Origin of the sequence: Micromonospora sp. NPDC053740, from assembly GCF_040677775.1 — a bacterium.
GTDB lineage: Bacteria > Actinomycetota > Actinomycetes > Mycobacteriales > Micromonosporaceae > Micromonospora > Micromonospora alfalfae.
The window spans coordinates 49,639-65,892 of the sequence record NZ_JBFASO010000006.1; the positions used below are offsets into that span (position 1 = coordinate 49,639).

Sequence of the window (16,254 nt, forward strand, 5' to 3'; positions counted from 1 at the left end):
CACGCCCCAGACGTCGCTGCCCGGCCGCTCCCTTCGGAACGGCCGGGCAGTCTCTGGTCAGGGAACGTCAGGCCAGCTGGGTCCGGTGCCGGCGGACGAGATACCAACCACCGAGGGCGACCAGCACCAGCAGGGCGATCCCGCCGACCGTGTAGACAAGCCAACTCGGCCCGCTGGAGGCCGAGACCGTCATCGGCGCCGCGACGGGCAGGACGATCTTCCCGGTCGCGGTGCGTTCCACTGTGCCGCTGGCGAGCTTCGCGTGCACGTCCCAGGTCCCGGCGGGCAGGGCCTGACTGACCTCGATCCGCACCTGACCGCTCTGGCCGGGCAGGATCGTCACGCCGTTTGTCACAGTGAACGGTCCGGCCTGGACCGCCGCCTTGGTCAGTGACAGGGTGCCGGTCATGTCCAGTGCGCGTTCGCCGGTGTTGGTGACCCTCGCGGTGACCACGGGGAACTCGCCGGTGCCGGGCTCCGCGGCCAACCCCTCGATCCGGAAGTCCGTTGGCGGCTCGCCACCCGGACCGACGTCGAGGTAGACCCGGATGCCCACGCGGTGGATCTGGGTGACGTTGCCGGTGCGTTCCTTCGCGCTGGTGACCTGCGCCCAGATCGCGCCGTACCGCTCGCCCTTCGATGCCTTCTCCGGCACGGCGAGCTCGACCTTGACCGGTCGTCGCTCACCCGGGTCCAGCTCCATCGTGGCGGTTCTCAGCCGGATCCACCCGCTCAGCTCGTTGCCCGTGCGGCCCTCGGGCACTGTGAAGGCGTTGTTCTCGACCGACGCCGCGCCGGCATAGAACTCGATCTTCTGCGTCTCGGCGGAGGTGTTCCGCACCTCGACCCGGCGATTGATCGTCGTCCCGGGCTTCAGGTGATCCACGATGTAGACCTGGGCCCGGGGGTCCTGCACCCGACTGGCCGGGATGTCCAGCATCCGGATGCTGATGGCGGCTTCCTCGGTCGGATCCTGTCGCTGCTCCCGCACGGCAACGGCTGGCGCCGCCGAAACCCCGAGCGCCACGAGGGCGACCGAGGCCAGCAGCACCAGCCGGCCGAGCGGCTCAGAACACCGAATGTGTCACCGTCCCCGTGTAGACACCCTGGACGGTGCCGACGGGCACGTTCACCACCAGGGTGGGGTTCCAGGTGGCGAAGTTGTTGCCGGTGCCGCCGGTGTGGGCCATCGCCGTGCGGGGCACGTTGATGATCACCTGATCACCGGAGGTGGGCTGACCCGGCGTGAAGGTGCCGCCGCCGGCGGTCGCCGTCGCGGGGCCGGACCAGTACAGGACGTTGATGTTCGGGATCGTCTCGCCCGAGGAGCCACCGCCGGTGGTGAAGTCGGTGGAGATGACGTTGGCTGTCCAGTTGGGGGTGAGCGCCCCGCGCTGGTCCAGCACGGTGACCGGGCCAAGTTGGCCGGAGACGGTCGTGCCCTCCACGCCGTTCCCGATGTTGGCGGTCGCCGGCACCGTGATCGACAGACCACCGGCGGCGTCGACGGTGAGGGTCACGACCGTGTCGCCCGTCGTGTCCGCGGCGGCTGGTCCGGCGAGCGCGACGACGGCGGCGACACCGGCCAAGCCTGCGAGAATCTTTCTACGCATCGAGTCTCCTTTGTCCCAAACAACCCATAGCAAGCAGTTCAGAGACTAACTACGCAAAACGCCCACAGGGGCCTGAATGACTCGAGCATCACCCGGTGGTCGGCAGGTGTTCGTTCTCGATCCTCGGTGTGGTGGCGTCGCGGGAGCGGGAAGGCCTCTTCCCGGAATCGAGCGTTGTCTCGGATGGTCCGGGACCGCGCTGGTGGCCGTCGCGGAGGGTGCGCACGACAAGGGCTCGGCGCCCTGCCGGCCGCCGAGCCCCGCGAGCGGATTTCAGGCCGCGACCACGTACGGGAACGTGGCGGAACGGGCGGCCTTGGTGACGTCCGAGGTGAGGCCGGAGGTGGTGCCGGTGTTGAGAATCAGGGAGAACATCACCTCGGGCACGTTGTCGGCCAGGGTGCGTCCGTTGCGGACGGCGAAGCCGAAGTTCGCGGCCGTGCCGACCTTGTACGACAGCAGGTCGGGGTAGAGCTGCCGGGCGACGCTCCAGCCGTACGCCTGCGGATCCGGTGCGGTGCCGTTGGCCTTGACCACGCCGGCGACCGCGTTTGCGATCTCCTCCCCGCCCTCGGTGAGGTCGTTGCCGGGGTGCCGGAAGTTGGCGGGGTCGGAGAAGTCGGTGTCGTGGGGCCAGAAGATCGGCCACATCATGGGGTGGCCGGCGCGGTTGATCTGGCGCCATCCGCCAGCGTCGGTGGCCAGCATGGTGCGACACCACACGCCGATCTCGGTGCCGTCGCGCAGCAGCGGCTCGTCGTGGGAGACCTCGAGGACGATCGACTCGACTGTGGTGCCGGCGAAGCTGTTCCTGGCCTGGTCGGCCCGCCATGCCGAGCGGTCCACCGGCGAACCGTTCTTGACCGCGCCGTTGATGGTGGCGAGTTCGTCGAGGTCGATGAAGAAGGGGTCGGTGATCCGGCCGGCCCAGATCCGGACGTTGCCGCCGGTCGTCACCTCGCCGGTTCGCCCCTCGGCGATGGGGGTGCCCATCGCGGCGTCGTCGCGGGCGTCCGCTCCGGTGAGCTCGTACAACTGGAGGGCCTGCCGGGCGTCGCCGTCCGGCTCGCCGAAGGCGAACCGGTAGGTCAGGTCCTCCACCTCGGCGCCGTTGATGTGAATCTTGATCTCGTAACGTGCCTCGGCGTGGAAGCCGCGCTTGATGTCAGCCTTGGTCACCGAGCTGTTGACGTCCATGACGAACACGGTGGCGCGGTCACCGTTGAAGACGAACAGGTCGTCGATGTAGAGCTGACCGCCCTGGGCGGCCAGGGGCGTATCGAGGTGGTGCGACATGAGCTCACTCCCGGAACTGCCGGATTTTGGACTAATCCGAACATAGTGGGCGTGAGCCGGGCCTCCCCGCTCATCGCGCCAATCCGGTCCGCGGGACCCGCGTACGGCGGTGGGCCGCCCGAGTTCTCCTCGGACGGCCCACGCTTTCGTGCCTGACGATCAGATGCGAGACCACTTCTGGTTGGCGGCGCCGAGGCAGTCCCACAGGTGCAGCTTGCCGCCGTTGTTGGGGTTGGCCTCCCGGACGTCCACGCACTTGTTGGCGTTGAGGTTGACCAGGTCGCCGGCGGCGTTGAGGGTGAAGCGTTGGGCCGTGTTGCCGTTGCAACTGACCAGGTTGACCTCGGTGCCGTTGGCGGTGCCGGCCCAGGCCGGGTCCATGCACTTGCCCATCGCGCGGATGGTCCCGTCGGAGGCGAAGGTCCAGCTCTGGGCCGCCGTGGTGTTGCAGTCCCAGATCTGGAGCTTGGCGCCCTCGACCGGGTTGGCGCCGGGGATGTCGATGCAGCGACCGCTCTGCGCACCCCGGATCCGGTTGGTGCCGGGAGTCGGGTCGCCCCCGCCGCCCGAGGTGTAGCTGGACACCCGCACGTAGTCGACGAGCATCTGCTGCGGGAACTGCGTCGAGCCGTCCGGGTAGCCGGGCCAGTTACCACCGACCGCCACGTTGAGGATCATGAAGAAGGGGTGGTCGAACACCCAGCGGTTGCCGCCGAGCCGGGCGGGATCGACCCGGTGGTACTGCACCCCGTCGACGTACCAGGTGATGACGTTCGGCTCCCAGTCCACCCGGTAGGTGTGGAAGGTGTCGGCGAGCGGCGCACCGAGGGTGCGGCTGCCCGTGATGCCGCCGCCACCGGAGTAGCCAGGCCCGTGCACGGTGCCGTAGACGGTGTTGGGCTCCCGGCCGATGTTCTCCATGACGTCGATCTCGCCAGCGTCGGGCCACCCGCCGCCGGTGCCGAGCATCCAGAAGGCCGGCCAGATGCCCTGACCACGCGGGATCTTGATGCGGGCCTCGAACCGCCCGTACGTCTGGGTGAAGGTGGCCGCCGTCAGCAACCGCGCCGACGTGTACTCGCAGCGCCCGTAGTGGCACTGGTAGTTGGCGGGATTGTCCCGGCGGGCGGTGATGACCAGGTTGCCCTGGCCGTCGTGGACGGCGTTGCTGGTGCTGTTGGTGTAGTACTGCCGCTCGTTGTTGCCCCAGCCGCCGCCGCCGATGTCGAACCGCCACTTGTTCTGGTCGACGGGCGTGCCGGCGGGGGAGTTGAACTCGTCCTGCCAGCTGATGGGGCCGATGGCGGCCTCGGCCCGGTCGGGGTACGCCGGGACGACGAGCGCCGTCGCGGTCGCGACGAGGGCGACAGCCAGGAGTGCGAGGGGACGGAAGCGGAGGCTGGGCCGGGCTGTGAACACGGGAGGCTCCTCAGCTTGGGGTCAGTGGAGGTGGTCTACCAGGATAGAGAGCGCTCTCTAAAGCGAAGCATGTCGATATGGTGTCTTTCTGTCAAGAGTGTTTCCAATATCACGACCGTCCGTTACCGCCCGATGCTGACCAGTGAGCGGCGAAGCGCCGGGGCCGGTCGACGCCGGTGGCATCGCTCGATGTCTCCGAGTTGGACGACGCCGACCCATCGAAGGAAGTTCGGCGCCGCCGAGGGTAACTCGATAGCGGTCGAATCGACCCGTCCTATTGCCGTGGGGCGTCCACGCGGGACAGGATGACGAGGCGTGCCGGAAACGTTCCCGTAACCTGCGCGCTGCTGGTCTCTGTCACAAGGAAGTGGGAGTCAGTCATGAGCGAGGCGTCGACGGCGCTGGGTGTGCGCCTCTACCCGGATCTGGTCGAGCGGGGTGGCCTGGCCCCCGCGCTTGTTGAAACTGCTGCCCGCCATGGGCTCGACATCGGCCGGGTGACCGCGCCGGAGCAGGGGCGGGCCCGGTTCACCTGCGCCGAGCTGCACTCCGACGAGGGCGTGGTCTGCGTCGGGCTGGGGTCGCAGGCCCGATACTTCATGATTGACCTGCGCGTCTCGGGAGAGGTTCTCGCCCGCGGCGACGTCATGGATCTGGTGCAGGTCGCCCAGGTGGCCGCGGCCTGGCGGGCCGGCCTGACGTTCGCCGAGCTGACCACCCGGTTCCCGTTCATGGAGGAGATCAAGCACCGCCCGGCGCCGGTGGCCCAGGTCAGCTAGTTGGCGGGGTCGGGCAGGTCAGCAGCGCAGCCGAGGTGGCAGTGGTGACTCCGTACCGGCACCCCGGTTGAGGTAGGTCGACTGGACGAAGTCGACGAGGCGCTCCGCGTCGGCCGCAACCGAGGCCAGTCCGAACGAGACGCGAACCGCGCCACCCGTCGGTAGGCCCAGCACGGCGAGGTACTTGTCGATCGTGTCGACCCCCGCCAACAGCCGCTGCCGCATCGACGTCCGGCTCATCCCGAACGCGCCCTCGGCCGCGCCCGGGTTGCAGAAACAGCCGGTACGCAGGGCGATTCCGACCGCCGCCGCCTCCCGCGCCACGAGCCGTTCGTCGACCAGCGTGCCGTCCGGGTGGCGGAGGTTGAAGGTCACTGTGCCACCGCGCCCCGCACCCGTCGTCGGCCCGTACACCTGGACCAGCGGCCCGCCGGTGTCGTGCCGCATTGTGGCCAGCCGCTCCAGCAGCCACCCGGTGAGCAGGCCGACCCGGGTGTGGACGAGGTCCACGCCGATCGAGTCGAGCCAGCGCAACCCGAACTCCACGTCCGGGATGCTCAGAAAGTTGAGCGTGCCGTCCTCGAACGCCGACTCGTCGTCCATCGGCCGGTGCCAGTCGCCCTGCACGCTCACCGCGCGGATCGTGCCGCCGGCGAACCACGGCCGGCGCAAACGGGCCAGCGCCGAACGGCGAGCCAGCAGCGCGCCGACCCCGGTGGGGTAGCCGAAGAGCTTGTACCAGCTCAGGCAGACGAAATCCGGCCTGACGACGCTGAGGTCCAGCCGGTTCGTCGGCGCGAAGGCGGCAGCGTCGAGCAGCACGTCGTAGCCGCGCTGGTGGGCCAGCTCCACCCAACCCAGCGGGTGCTGTACCCCGGAGAAGTTGCTCTGCGCCGGGTAGGCGAACAGCCCGCGCCGACCGGGCCGACCCCACCGACGGGCCAGGCCGCCACTGCCGGCGTCGAGCGCCGCGACCAGGTCCGACTCGGCGACCCGCAGCTCCGGCCCGGTCAGCGGCAGGTAGCGCACTGACGCGCGAGCCGACCGGGCGTACTCGCGAATGCCGTTCACCGAGTTGTGGTTGTCCCAGGTGAGCACCAGCGGCGCGGCCCTGCCGAAGTCGTACGCCTCGCCGACCAGCCGGCAGGCCCCGCTGGCGTTCGCTGTGAAGATGACCGCGTACTCGGCCGGGTCGGCGCGGAAGAAGTCGAGCACCGCGCGTCGCGCCGACTCCACCAGCGAGCCCGCCGCCACACTCGTGGGGTTCTCCGAGTGGGGGTTGCTGTAGAGGCCTGCGAGCAACCGGTCGTGGTGGGCGCGAACCTGCGCCTGGGCAGCCACCCCGGCTCCGGCGTAGTCGAGGTACACCTGCCCATCGGTGTCCAGGTGTCGGTACTCGGTGGCGCGCAGCTCGTCGATCCGGCCGGTGGCGGCGTATCCCGGCAGCCCCGTGGGGGAGGCGTGCGGCGTCGGGTCAGGACGCACGACGGGGATCCCGTCGGAGCAGGACCGCCCAGGCCGCGCCAAGGAAGAGCAGCACGAAACCGCCGAGCACCAGCCAGTCGATCCACACCGGCCGGGAGAAGCTGTCGCCGTACGTGGCCAGCAGCGGCGGGCCGAGCGGGGAACCACCGTCGCGCCAGAGCCGCTCCACTCCGGCGGTGTGCCCCAAGCCCTCGAACGCCCACCGGTTGGACATCGCGTAGCTGAGCCACTGACCGCCGACCGCCATGGCCGGCACCGGCAGGATCGCGCCGACGAACAGCACCTGTGGGAAGCAGAGCATCGGCAGCATGAGCGTCGCCTGGGCCGCGTCGGACACGGCCGCCGAGCAGAGCAGACCGAGGGCGAGCGCCGCCGCCGAGGAGAGCAGCAGCGTCGCGTACAGGGCGGCGAAGTCGGCGCCGCCGACCGGCGGCAGCCGGTCCATGCCGCGCAGCACCCCGAGCAGTGCCAGGTCCACCACTGCCAGCAGCGGCAGCAGCACCGCGACCTTCGCCAGCAGGTACGGGACCAGCCGGACACCGGCCAGCCGCTCCCGGCGCAGGATCGGCAGCTCGGTGCAGATCTGGAGGAGCCCGTAGGTCAGCCCGAAGAAGAAGCCGCCGAACGCGATCCAGAACAGGATCATCACGGTCACCGTCGGGCTGGGTCTGGTCGGCTCGAACGCCCCCGGGCGGAACAGCAGCGCGAACATGCCGAGCACCATCAGCGGCGAGCCGAGCAGGATCGCCTGGGTCAGCCGGTTACGGACGACGATCTCCGCGTTGCGCGCGCTGAGGACCGCCCACTGGCGCAGCCGGCCGACGCGCCGCGGCGACGTCTCGGCGACGTCACAGTCGGTGCTACGGGGCGGCGGCTCGGCCGGGCGCTGCTCGGCGAAGCGATCGGGCCACTCGGCGGGTTGCGTCGCTTCGTCGAGCCGGAGGTGCACCTCGAGCAGGGACCGCAGGCCGAAGAACTCCCGGGCGGCGGCCGGCGCGCCGGTGAACGCCAGCCGGCCCTGACGGGTCAGCACGACGACCCTGTCGCAATGGTCCACGTCGGTGACCTGGTGGGTGGTCAGCACGACTGTGGCACCCGTGTCGGCGAGCGCGCGGAGCGCCCGGAGCAGCTCCACGGCGATCGCCGGGTCCAATCCGGAGGTGGGCTCGTCCAGGAAGAACACGCCGGGCCGGGTGAGCAGCTCGACGGCGATGCTGGCGCGCTTGCGTTCACCGCCGCTGAGCAGGCCGACCGGCGTGCCGGCCCGGTCGGTGAGCCGCAGCTCGGCGAGCACCTCCGCGACCCGGTCACTGATCTCGGCCGGCCCGGTGGTGGAGGGCAGGCGCAGTTGGGCGGCGTACCGCAGGGTGCGGGCCAGGGGTAGCTCGCTGTGGATGATGTCGTCCTGCGGAACGACACCGATGGTGCCGGCCGTGGTGGTGCCGTCGTACGTGACGGTGCCAGCCACCGGTCGCTGTACCCCGGAGAGGATCTCCAGCAGGGTGGTCTTGCCGGCGCCGCTGGCGCCGATGATCGCGACCAGTTCGCCCGGCGCGATGCTCACTGAGATGTCGGTCAGGATCTGGCGAGCGCTCCGGACGCTCTGGCCCAGCCCTTGAGCGGCGATGCCGACCCCGGCACGCGGGGGAGACGTGGTCTGCTCGGTCGTCATGTCGAGTGCTCGATCCGGTCGGGGAGTGGTCCGCCTGAAAATCGTGCCTCGTCGATGCTACTGAGCGGCCGCGCGGTGTGCCCGGAGTGGACGGTCAGCGACCGCCGTCCGTTCAGCCGGTGGTGGTCCGCGCCCGCGCGGGCGCCTGGAGGAGATCGAGGCAGTTGCGCCACAGCGTCTCCAGCTGGGTCGGGTCGTTGAGCAACTTCGCGAGCAGGACCCGCCCCTCGATCTGCGCGACGATCGATCGGGCGGCCTCCCGGCTGTCGACCGCCGGGCCGGCCAGGCCGCGCTCCTTCGCCTCGACGACCACCTGCTCGATGAGGCTGATCTGCTCCTCGAAGATCTCCTGGAGCCGACCGCGGATCTCCTCGGCCTGGTTGCTGAGTTCGAGGGCGAGGTTGCCGAACAGGCAGCCCGCGACCACGCCGGCCTTCTGCTGGCCGACGCGCTGGACCTCCTCGGTGGCCTCGAACAGGTCCCGGAGCCGCTGTAGCGGGTCGCGCTCGCTGCCGAGCAACTGCTCCCACTGGCGTCGCTGGGTGACCCAGTGCTCGTCGATGACGGTGCGGGCGAGGGCCTGCTTGGACTCGAAGAAGTAGTAGAAGCTGCCCTTCGGCACGCCTGCCGCCGCGCAGATCTCGGCCACGCCGAGCGCCGTGTAGCCGCGCTGCTCGATCAGCGTGGCGGCCGCGTCGAGGATCTTGTTCTTCGCGTCACTGGTTCGACCCATGCCTCGACGATACACGACCGGTCGGCTAGCTTTTAGTAGACCAGTCGTCTAGTGAAGGTGATTCCCTCATGAACAGCAGTCAGAACCAGAAGGTCGTTGTGATCACCGGCGCCTCCCAGGGCATCGGCGCCGACCTCGTGGCCGCCTACCGCAAGCTCGGGTACGGCGTCGTGGCGACCTCGCGCTCGATCGGCGCGTCCGACGACCCGGAGATCGTCACCGTCCGGGGCGACATCGCCGAGGCCGACACCGCCGAGCGGGTGGTGCGTGCCGCACTGGACCGCTTCGGGCGGATCGACAGCCTGGTGAACAACGCCGGCATCTTCGTCGCCAAGCCGTTCACCGACTACACCGACGAGGAGTTCGACACTGTCACCAGGGTCAACCTCGCCGGCTTCTTCCACCTCACCCGACGCGTGCTGCCGCACCTGCTGGCCGGCGGTTCGGGGCACATCGTCAGCATCACCACCAGCTTCGTCGACCAGCCCAGTTCGCACGTTCCGTCGGTGCTCGCGTCGCTGACCAAGGGCGGCCTCAGCTCGGCCACCAAGTCCCTGGCCATCGAGTACGCGGCGCGCGGCGTACGGGTCAACGCCGTCGCGCCCGGCATCATCAAGACCCCGATGCACCCGGTCGAGACGCACCAGACGCTCGCGGGCCTGCACCCGGTCGGCCGGATGGGCGAGACCAGCGACGTCGTCGACGCCGTCCTCTACCTCGAGTCCGCTCCGTTCGTCACCGGCGAGATCCTGCACGTCGACGGCGGGCAGAACGCCGGTCACTGACTCCACCCACACCGAGAAGGGAGTAGCCGATGCCGATCGTGACCATCCAGATCACTCGCGAGGGCAGCACCGCGGGGACGTCCGCGGCGACCGCCGAGGAGAAGGCCGCCCTCATCAAGGGCGTGAGCGAGCTGCTGCGCGACGTCCTGAACAAACCGTTGACGTCGACCTTTGTGGTGATCGACGAGGTCGAGACCGAGAACTGGGGTCGCGGCGGCCTCCCGGTCGAGCAGTTCCGGCAGCGGCAGGTGCCCGAGTAGACGCGCTGCCCCCCGTCGGCCGGGTTCAACGCGCCGGCAGCGGGACGGCTCCATGGCGGCGGCCGGTGTGCCACCGGCCGCCGCCGGCGTTCGGGCGGGTTGGGTCAGACCGGCGGGGCCTCGGCGAAGAACTGCCGCAACGCGTCGGCGACCATTGTGGGTGCCGTCATCGTCACGAAGTGCGACTGACCCGGCCAGACGACGTAGCTTGCCGCTGGAATCGCCTTCGCGAGGGCGTTCATCGTGGTGGGCATCGGCTCCCAGGTGTCCGCGCCGGCCAGCAGGAGAGTCGGCACGGCGATCGAGGACCACCGGCTGATGTCGGTGCTGTCCTGCGCGAGCGCCTCCAGATCGTGCAGCCAGCCGATCGCCGAGCGGCGCGCCTCGACCGGGTCGGGCACCCGATCGCCCGCGCCGGCGGCCATCGCGGCGACGATCTCGGCCGGAACCCGCGTCACGTCGTTCAGGGCCGCTGCCATCGCGGCGGCATCGTCGCGCTCGAAGGCGGCACGGTACCGGTCGAGCAGCGGCGCGACCTGCGCCCCGGCCGCGTAGAGCGGCGGCTCGAAGATGGCCAGGGAACGTACGTCGCGCGGATCAGCCACTGCGGTGTGCAACGCCAGTGTCGCTCCGTAGGACGCGCCGACGAGATGGACCGGCTGGCCCGAGGATTGCCGGGCGGCCTCGATGACGGCGAGCAGATCGGCGGTCTCGGCCCGGAAGGACTTGGTGCCGGCCGGGACGTCGCTGGGACCGTATCCGCGCCGGGCCGGCAGCCATAGCTCGTGCTCCTGGGCCAGGTGCTCCGCGACGGTGGCCCAGGAGTGCAGCCCGCCACCCGAGCCGTGCACCAGGACGACGGGGTCTCCGACGCCCAGTCGTCGTGCCACAAGGTGGGTCCCGTCGGCCGACTCGACCGTCTGATCGTGGCTGTTCACCGCTGCTCCTGTTTCTGGGTTGGCCAGTTGCTCAACGTGGTGTGCACCGCGTCGAGGATCGACTGCCACGACGCGTCGACAGCGCGGGGATGCCCGAAACCGTCGACCGTCTCAAGGCTTGCGAAGCCGTGGAAGGTGCTTCGGACGAATCGCATCGCGTCGGTCAGGGCCGGCTCGTCGAGCCCGTACCCGCGCAGCATCGCGTAGCTCAGCTCGATCATCCGTAGGTGCCCGGCCGACCCTGTGCCGACCTCGGGCGGCAGCTGAAGCTGGGTGGCCGCGTACTGCCCCGGATGGGCGACGGCGAACGCGCGCCAGGCGTCGGCGAACCCGATCAGGGCCTGGCGGCCGGCCCGCCCCGCCACCGCTATCGCGAGCGCGTCGGCGAACGTGGCCGCGGCCCGGACCGCGACGTGTTCGATCAACGCGTCGCGACTGCGGACGTGTACGTACAGGGCGGCGTCCGAGACCCCGAAGTGCCGGGCGACGGCCGCGACGGTCAACCGGGACAGGCCCACCGAATCCGCCAGCTCGGCTGCGGCGGCCGAGACGCGCGAGCTGGTCAACCCCTGCCGTGGCATATCGAACCTTTGCTTCGCTAGGAAGAAACTTAGGGGTCCTAAGATAGCACCGCCACTTGCCGCTGGGTCGGGCAGGCATGAACGGCCCAGTCGGGGGAAGACCGGCCGTTCCACAGCCGAACAGGAGAGCCGGGATGAGAGCCGTCGTCTACGCGGACGTCCGGACGGTCGCGGTCCGGGAGGTGCCCGACGCGACACTGGAGGCGGAGACCGACGCGCTCGTGCGGATCACCTCCACCGCCCTGTGTGGCACCGACCTGCACATGTACGACGGACGGACCAGCGCCGAGCCCGGCCTGGTGCTCGGTCACGAACCGCTCGGCGTGGTGCAGGAGGTGGGCGCCGCGGTGCAGACCGTCCGACCGGGCACCCGGGTGGTGATCCCCACGCACCTGTTCTGCGGTACGTGCGTGATGTGTGCCCGCGGGCTCTCCGCAGCCTGCCTGCGGGCCCGGGCCGAGGGGCCGGGCGCGGCGTACGGGTACGCGGGGATGGGTCCGTACCGGGGCGCGCAGGCCGACCTGCTGCGGGTGCCGTGGGCCGACGCCAACTGTGTACCCCTGCCGGGCGAGCCGGGGGACGGGTACGAGGACGACTTCGTGCTGCTCGCCGACGCGTTTGTCACCGGGTGGCACGCCGCCACCCTCGCCGAGGTCGGGCCCGGTGACACGGTGGCGGTGTTCGGCGCCGGCACCGTCGGTCTGCTCGGCGCCCACGCGGCGCTGCTCCGAGGGGCCCGGGTCGTGTACTCCGTCGACGGGGTCGACGCCCGACTCGACAAGGCCGGCGAGATCGGCGCCGTGCCGATCGACTTCCGACGGGGCGACCCGGTCGAGCAGATCCGCGCCGACCGGGCCCGGACCGGGCTGCCGCTCGGCGAGGAGAAGCTGGGCGGGGTCGACAAGGTCATCGACGCGGTCGGGTTCCAGGCCCGCGACCGGGAGCACCCCGACCGGGAGCGTCCGAACCAGGTCATCACCGACGCGGCCCGGCTGGTCAACGCCGCTGGCGCGATCGCGGTCGCCGGTGTGTACCCGGACCAGGATCCACACCCCGCGCCCGGTGCGGACGGTCACGAGGATGTGGTCGCGCCGTGGGGAGCGCTGTTCAGCAAGGGGGTGGCCGTCCGGTTCGGTCGTACCCACGACCGCCGCTACACGGTCCTGCTGCGGGACCTCGTCGTCGCGGGCCGGGCCCGGCCCAGCATGATCGTCACCCACCACGGCACCCTCGCCGACGCCCCGGAGTTGTATCGCCACTTCGACCGCCGGGAACACGGCGTGATCAAGGCGGTGCTGCACCCGAGCTGAAGGACCTGGGCGGCTGCGGTGGGCCGTCACGAACCGCGCTTAACGGACGCCAAGGCATGGACCCGCCGTCAGGTGCTCGCCGCTCCGTGACGGTGACCGTCGATCTGTCCGGCCGGCAGAGGCGTGGGTCACATCAGTTGTCCGAGACCCCTGGGCGCGCCGCTCGTACGACGTTGGGCCTGGTGCCGATCATCATCGCTCGATGGCACGGCGGGTGCGCTGTGTGACCGGCCCGATCCTCCCCAGCGCGTCTTGCCTGGTGGGAAAGCTGCGGGTAGCGGCACGGGTCAATCGGCGCGTTGTCGCAGGTCGGCGTGGGTGCCGTGCTCGAGCCGGGGTGCCGGGAGGGGCTGCGGTGGCCGCTGTGGCAGGCGAACACTGTGCCACATCTATATTGCCGGATTGTTACCTTTTCAACAGTCCCTCGCCTTGCGGATGGCCCTCCGGCCGCAATACGTTGCCGTCAACAACAAAACCAAGTGAAGGTTCAACCTTCCGGAGGCAACCGATGACGTTGGCGAGGTGGTACTAGCTATGAGCGACGTGCCCACCCTCCTTGAGATGCGCTCCATCACCAAGGAGTTTCCCGGAGTCAAGGCCCTCTCCGACGTCAACCTGGTGGTTCGCGCCGGCGAGATCCATGCCATCTGCGGCGAGAACGGCGCGGGCAAGTCCACCCTGATGAAGGTGCTCAGCGGGGTGTACCCCCACGGCACCTACGACGGCAAGATCATCTACCAGGGGTCGGAGAGCAAGTTCTCCGACATCCGGGCCAGTGAGAACGCCGGCATCGTGATCATCCACCAGGAGCTCGCGCTCATTCCAGGGATGTCGATCGCCGAGAACATCTTCCTCGGCAACGAACCGCGCAAGCGGGGCGCGATCGACTGGAAGGCCGCGAACCGGATGGCGCTGGACCTGATGGCCCGGGTCGGTCTGGAAGAGGACCCGGACACCCTGATCAAGGACATCGGGGTCGGCAAGCAGCAGCTCGTCGAGATCGCCAAGGCGTTCGCCAAGGACGTGAAGCTGCTCATCCTCGACGAGCCCACCGCGGCGCTCAACGAGGCGGACTCCAAGCACCTGCTGGACCTGCTGCGCGGGTTCCGCTCCCGTGGCATCACCTCGATCATGATCTCGCACAAGCTGAACGAGATCGAGGCGATCGCCGACCAGATCACCATCCTGCGCGACGGCCGGACCGTGGAGACCCTCGACGTCAAGGCGGACGGGGTCGACGAGGACCGGATCGTGCGGGGCATGGTCGGCCGCGAGCTGAGCAGCCGGTTCCCGGACCACACGCCGAAGATCGGTGAGGTCTTCTTCGAGGTCCGCGACTGGAACGTCCGGCACCCGATCTCCGCCGAGCGGCAGGTCTGCAAGAACGAGAGCTTCGTGGTGCGCCGCGGCGAAATCGTCGGCTTCGCCGGTCTCATGGGCGCAGGCCGCACGGAACTCGCGATGAGTGTCTTCGGCCGCTCCTACGGGGTGTTCGAGTCGGGCACGATCATCAAGGACGGCAAGGAGATCGTCCTGAAGTCGGTGGCGGATGCCATCGACAACGGCCTCGCCTACGTCAGCGAGGACCGCAAGGCGATCGGCCTCAACCTGCTCGACGACATCAAGACGTCGACGGTGGCGGCCAAGCTGTCCAAGATCTCGCACCACGGCGTCCTGAACGAGGTCGAGGAATACCAGGCGGCTGAGTCGTACCGCAAGGAGTTGCGGACCAAGGCCCCGACGGTCGACGAGAGCGTCTCCAAGCTCTCCGGCGGCAACCAGCAGAAGGTCGTGCTGGCCAAGTGGATGTTCACCGACCCGGACCTGCTGATCCTCGACGAGCCGACGCGCGGCATCGACGTGGGCGCCAAGTACGAGATCTACGGCATCATCCAGCGGCTCGCCGACCAGGGGAAGGGCGTCATCGTCATCTCCTCGGAGCTGCCTGAGCTGATCGGACTGTGCGACCGCATCTACACAGTGTTCGAAGGCGCCATCACGGGCGAGATCGCCCGGGCGGACGCCACCCCGGAAACCCTCATGAAGCAGATGACCTCGACGAAGAAGATGGCCACACGATGAGCCGATTGAAGGACCTTCAGAAGAACCTGTTCGGAGGCACCACCTCCAACGCTCGCCAGTTCGGAATGATCTTCACCCTGGTGGCGATCGTCGTTCTGTTCCAGATCCTGACCGATGGCCTCACCCTTCGGTCGGACAACCTGATCGCGCTGTTCCAGCAGAACTCGTACATTCTGATTCTGGCCATCGGCATGCTCATGGTGATCGTGGCCGGGCACATCGACCTCTCGGTCGGCTCGGTCGCCGCCTTCGCCGGCATCCTGGTGGCCAAGTCGATGACCGAGTGGGACCTTCCCTGGCCCGCTGCCATCGTGTTCGGCCTCGCCATCGGCGCGGCGATCGGCGCCTGGCAGGGCTTCTGGGTGGCCTACATCGGGGTGCCGGCGTTCATCGTCACCCTGGCGGGCATGCTGCTCTTCCGGGGCGGCAACCAGTTCATCGGTAACGCGAGCACCGTCCCGGTGCCGGAGGGCTTCCGGGAGATCGGCTCAGGCTTCCTGCCCGAGTTCGGTCCGAACACCGGCTACAACAACGCCACGCTGCTGCTCGGCCTGGCCGCGGCGTTGGCGGTGGTGTGGCGCGAGATCCAGTCCCGCAAGACCCGACGGGCCATGGACGCCGACCCGGCGCCCATGTGGATCTCCATCCTGCGGATGGCCATCATGGTCGGCGTGATCGCCTTCGCGGCGCTGCGCTTCGCCAGCGGTCGCGTCGGCACCAGCTTCCCGATCTCCGGCATCATCCTGCTGGTCCTGGTCATCGCGTACTCCTTCTACACCCGCAACACGGCCGGTGGCCGGCACATCTACGCGGTGGGCGGCAACTCCCGGGCGGCCGAGCTGTCCGGTGTGAAGCTCAAGCGGGTCAACTTCTTCGTCATGATGAACATGTCCGTCCTGGCAGCGCTGGCCGGCATGATCTTCGTGGCCCGCTCGGCGGCCTCCGGGCCGCAGGACGGCAACGGCTGGGAACTGGACGCCATCGCTGCCGTCTTCATCGGTGGCGCTGCCGTCGCCGGCGGTATCGGCACCATCAGCGGCTCCATCGTCGGTGGTCTCGTCATGGCCGTGCTCAACAACGGCCTGCAGCTGATGGGCGTCGGCACCGACCGCGTCCAGATCATCAAGGGTCTGGTCCTGTTGCTGGCCGTCGCGATCGACGTCTACAACAAGAGCCAGGGGCGCTTCTCCATCATCGGGAGCCTGATGCGGCCCTTCCGCCGCGAGGATTCCGCCCCACCCGCCTCACCGCCGGACGCGGAGCGCGAGCCCGCCAAGGCAGCGGTGTCCGGCTGACGGCCA

Annotated in this window: 15 protein-coding genes; 6 read left to right on the top strand and 9 right to left on the bottom strand. The window is 69.4% G+C overall.

Annotated features, from left to right (window positions below; genetic code table 11):
- Positions 1-67: 67 nt before the first annotated feature.
- The 4 genes from AB0K35_RS17395 to AB0K35_RS17410 form a co-directional block, all read right to left on the bottom strand.
- Complete coding sequence (locus tag AB0K35_RS17395) at positions 68-1,051, bottom strand: hypothetical protein (protein WP_363886215.1); 984 nt, start codon at positions 1,049-1,051, stop codon at positions 68-70.
- Between the two features lie 16 nt (positions 1,052-1,067).
- Positions 1,068-1,613: a hypothetical protein gene (locus AB0K35_RS17400; RefSeq protein ID WP_357361169.1), complete on the bottom strand. Its 546-nt coding sequence runs from the start codon at positions 1,611-1,613 to the stop codon at positions 1,068-1,070.
- 273 nt (positions 1,614-1,886) lie between these two features.
- On the bottom strand, positions 1,887-2,909 hold the full coding sequence (locus tag AB0K35_RS17405; RefSeq protein ID WP_238669260.1) for a DUF4331 family protein: 1,023 nt from the start codon (positions 2,907-2,909) through the stop codon (positions 1,887-1,889).
- Positions 2,910-3,068: 159 nt separating this feature from the next.
- Positions 3,069-4,328 carry a glycoside hydrolase family 16 protein gene (locus tag AB0K35_RS17410; protein WP_238669261.1) on the bottom strand — a complete coding sequence of 420 codons (1,260 nt, stop codon included), beginning with the start codon at positions 4,326-4,328 and terminating at the stop codon, positions 3,069-3,071.
- 380 nt (positions 4,329-4,708) lie between these two features.
- Between AB0K35_RS17410 and AB0K35_RS17415 the strand changes: the two genes are divergently transcribed.
- Positions 4,709-5,107, top strand: a complete 399-nt coding sequence (locus tag AB0K35_RS17415; RefSeq protein ID WP_238669262.1) for a hypothetical protein — start codon at positions 4,709-4,711, stop codon at positions 5,105-5,107.
- 18 nt (positions 5,108-5,125) lie between these two features.
- Here AB0K35_RS17415 and AB0K35_RS17420 read toward each other — a convergent pair whose 3' ends face one another.
- The 3 genes from AB0K35_RS17420 to AB0K35_RS17430 all read right to left on the bottom strand — a co-directional run bounded on the left by AB0K35_RS17420 (position 5,126) and on the right by AB0K35_RS17430 (position 8,997).
- Positions 5,126-6,592 (bottom strand): aminotransferase class V-fold PLP-dependent enzyme, encoded by a 1,467-nt coding sequence (locus AB0K35_RS17420; protein ID WP_363886219.1) that lies wholly within the window; start codon positions 6,590-6,592, stop codon positions 5,126-5,128.
- On the bottom strand, positions 6,582-8,264 hold the full coding sequence (locus AB0K35_RS17425; RefSeq protein ID WP_363886221.1) for an ATP-binding cassette domain-containing protein: 1,683 nt from the start codon (positions 8,262-8,264) through the stop codon (positions 6,582-6,584). Before AB0K35_RS17425 ends, AB0K35_RS17420 begins: the two co-directional genes overlap by 11 nt.
- 112 nt (positions 8,265-8,376) lie before the next feature.
- On the bottom strand, positions 8,377-8,997 hold the full coding sequence (locus AB0K35_RS17430; protein ID WP_363886223.1) for a TetR/AcrR family transcriptional regulator: 621 nt from the start codon (positions 8,995-8,997) through the stop codon (positions 8,377-8,379).
- Between the two features lie 68 nt (positions 8,998-9,065).
- Here AB0K35_RS17430 and AB0K35_RS17435 point away from each other — a divergent pair, with 68 nt between their 5' ends.
- On the top strand, positions 9,066-9,782 hold the full coding sequence (locus AB0K35_RS17435; RefSeq protein ID WP_363886226.1) for an SDR family oxidoreductase: 717 nt from the start codon (positions 9,066-9,068) through the stop codon (positions 9,780-9,782).
- Positions 9,783-9,811: 29 nt separating this feature from the next.
- Positions 9,812-10,042, top strand: coding sequence for a 4-oxalocrotonate tautomerase family protein (locus tag AB0K35_RS17440; RefSeq protein ID WP_357361174.1), 231 nt, complete (start codon positions 9,812-9,814; stop codon positions 10,040-10,042).
- A 104-nt stretch (positions 10,043-10,146) separates the two neighbouring features.
- On the opposite strand, the gene AB0K35_RS17445 is transcribed toward AB0K35_RS17440, so the two are convergent.
- Complete coding sequence (locus AB0K35_RS17445) at positions 10,147-10,980, bottom strand: alpha/beta fold hydrolase (protein WP_238669268.1); 834 nt, start codon at positions 10,978-10,980, stop codon at positions 10,147-10,149.
- Positions 10,977-11,561, bottom strand: coding sequence for a TetR/AcrR family transcriptional regulator (locus tag AB0K35_RS17450; RefSeq protein ID WP_357361176.1), 585 nt, complete (start codon positions 11,559-11,561; stop codon positions 10,977-10,979). Before AB0K35_RS17450 ends, AB0K35_RS17445 begins: the two co-directional genes overlap by 4 nt.
- 134 nt (positions 11,562-11,695) lie before the next feature.
- Between AB0K35_RS17450 and AB0K35_RS17455 the strand changes: the two genes are divergently transcribed.
- The 3 genes from AB0K35_RS17455 (at position 11,696) to mmsB (ending at position 16,248) form a co-directional block, all read left to right on the top strand.
- A complete protein-coding gene (locus AB0K35_RS17455; protein ID WP_363886230.1) occupies positions 11,696-12,871 on the top strand; it encodes a glutathione-independent formaldehyde dehydrogenase in 1,176 nt (391 codons plus the stop codon).
- A gap of 534 nt (positions 12,872-13,405) precedes the next feature.
- Positions 13,406-14,953, top strand: a complete 1,548-nt coding sequence (mmsA, locus tag AB0K35_RS17460) for a multiple monosaccharide ABC transporter ATP-binding protein (RefSeq protein WP_363886232.1) — start codon at positions 13,406-13,408, stop codon at positions 14,951-14,953.
- Positions 14,950-16,248 (top strand): multiple monosaccharide ABC transporter permease, encoded by a 1,299-nt coding sequence (gene mmsB, locus AB0K35_RS17465; protein WP_238669272.1) that lies wholly within the window; start codon positions 14,950-14,952, stop codon positions 16,246-16,248. The genes mmsA and mmsB overlap by 4 nt, the downstream gene beginning before the upstream one ends.
- Positions 16,249-16,254 lie beyond the last annotated feature (6 nt).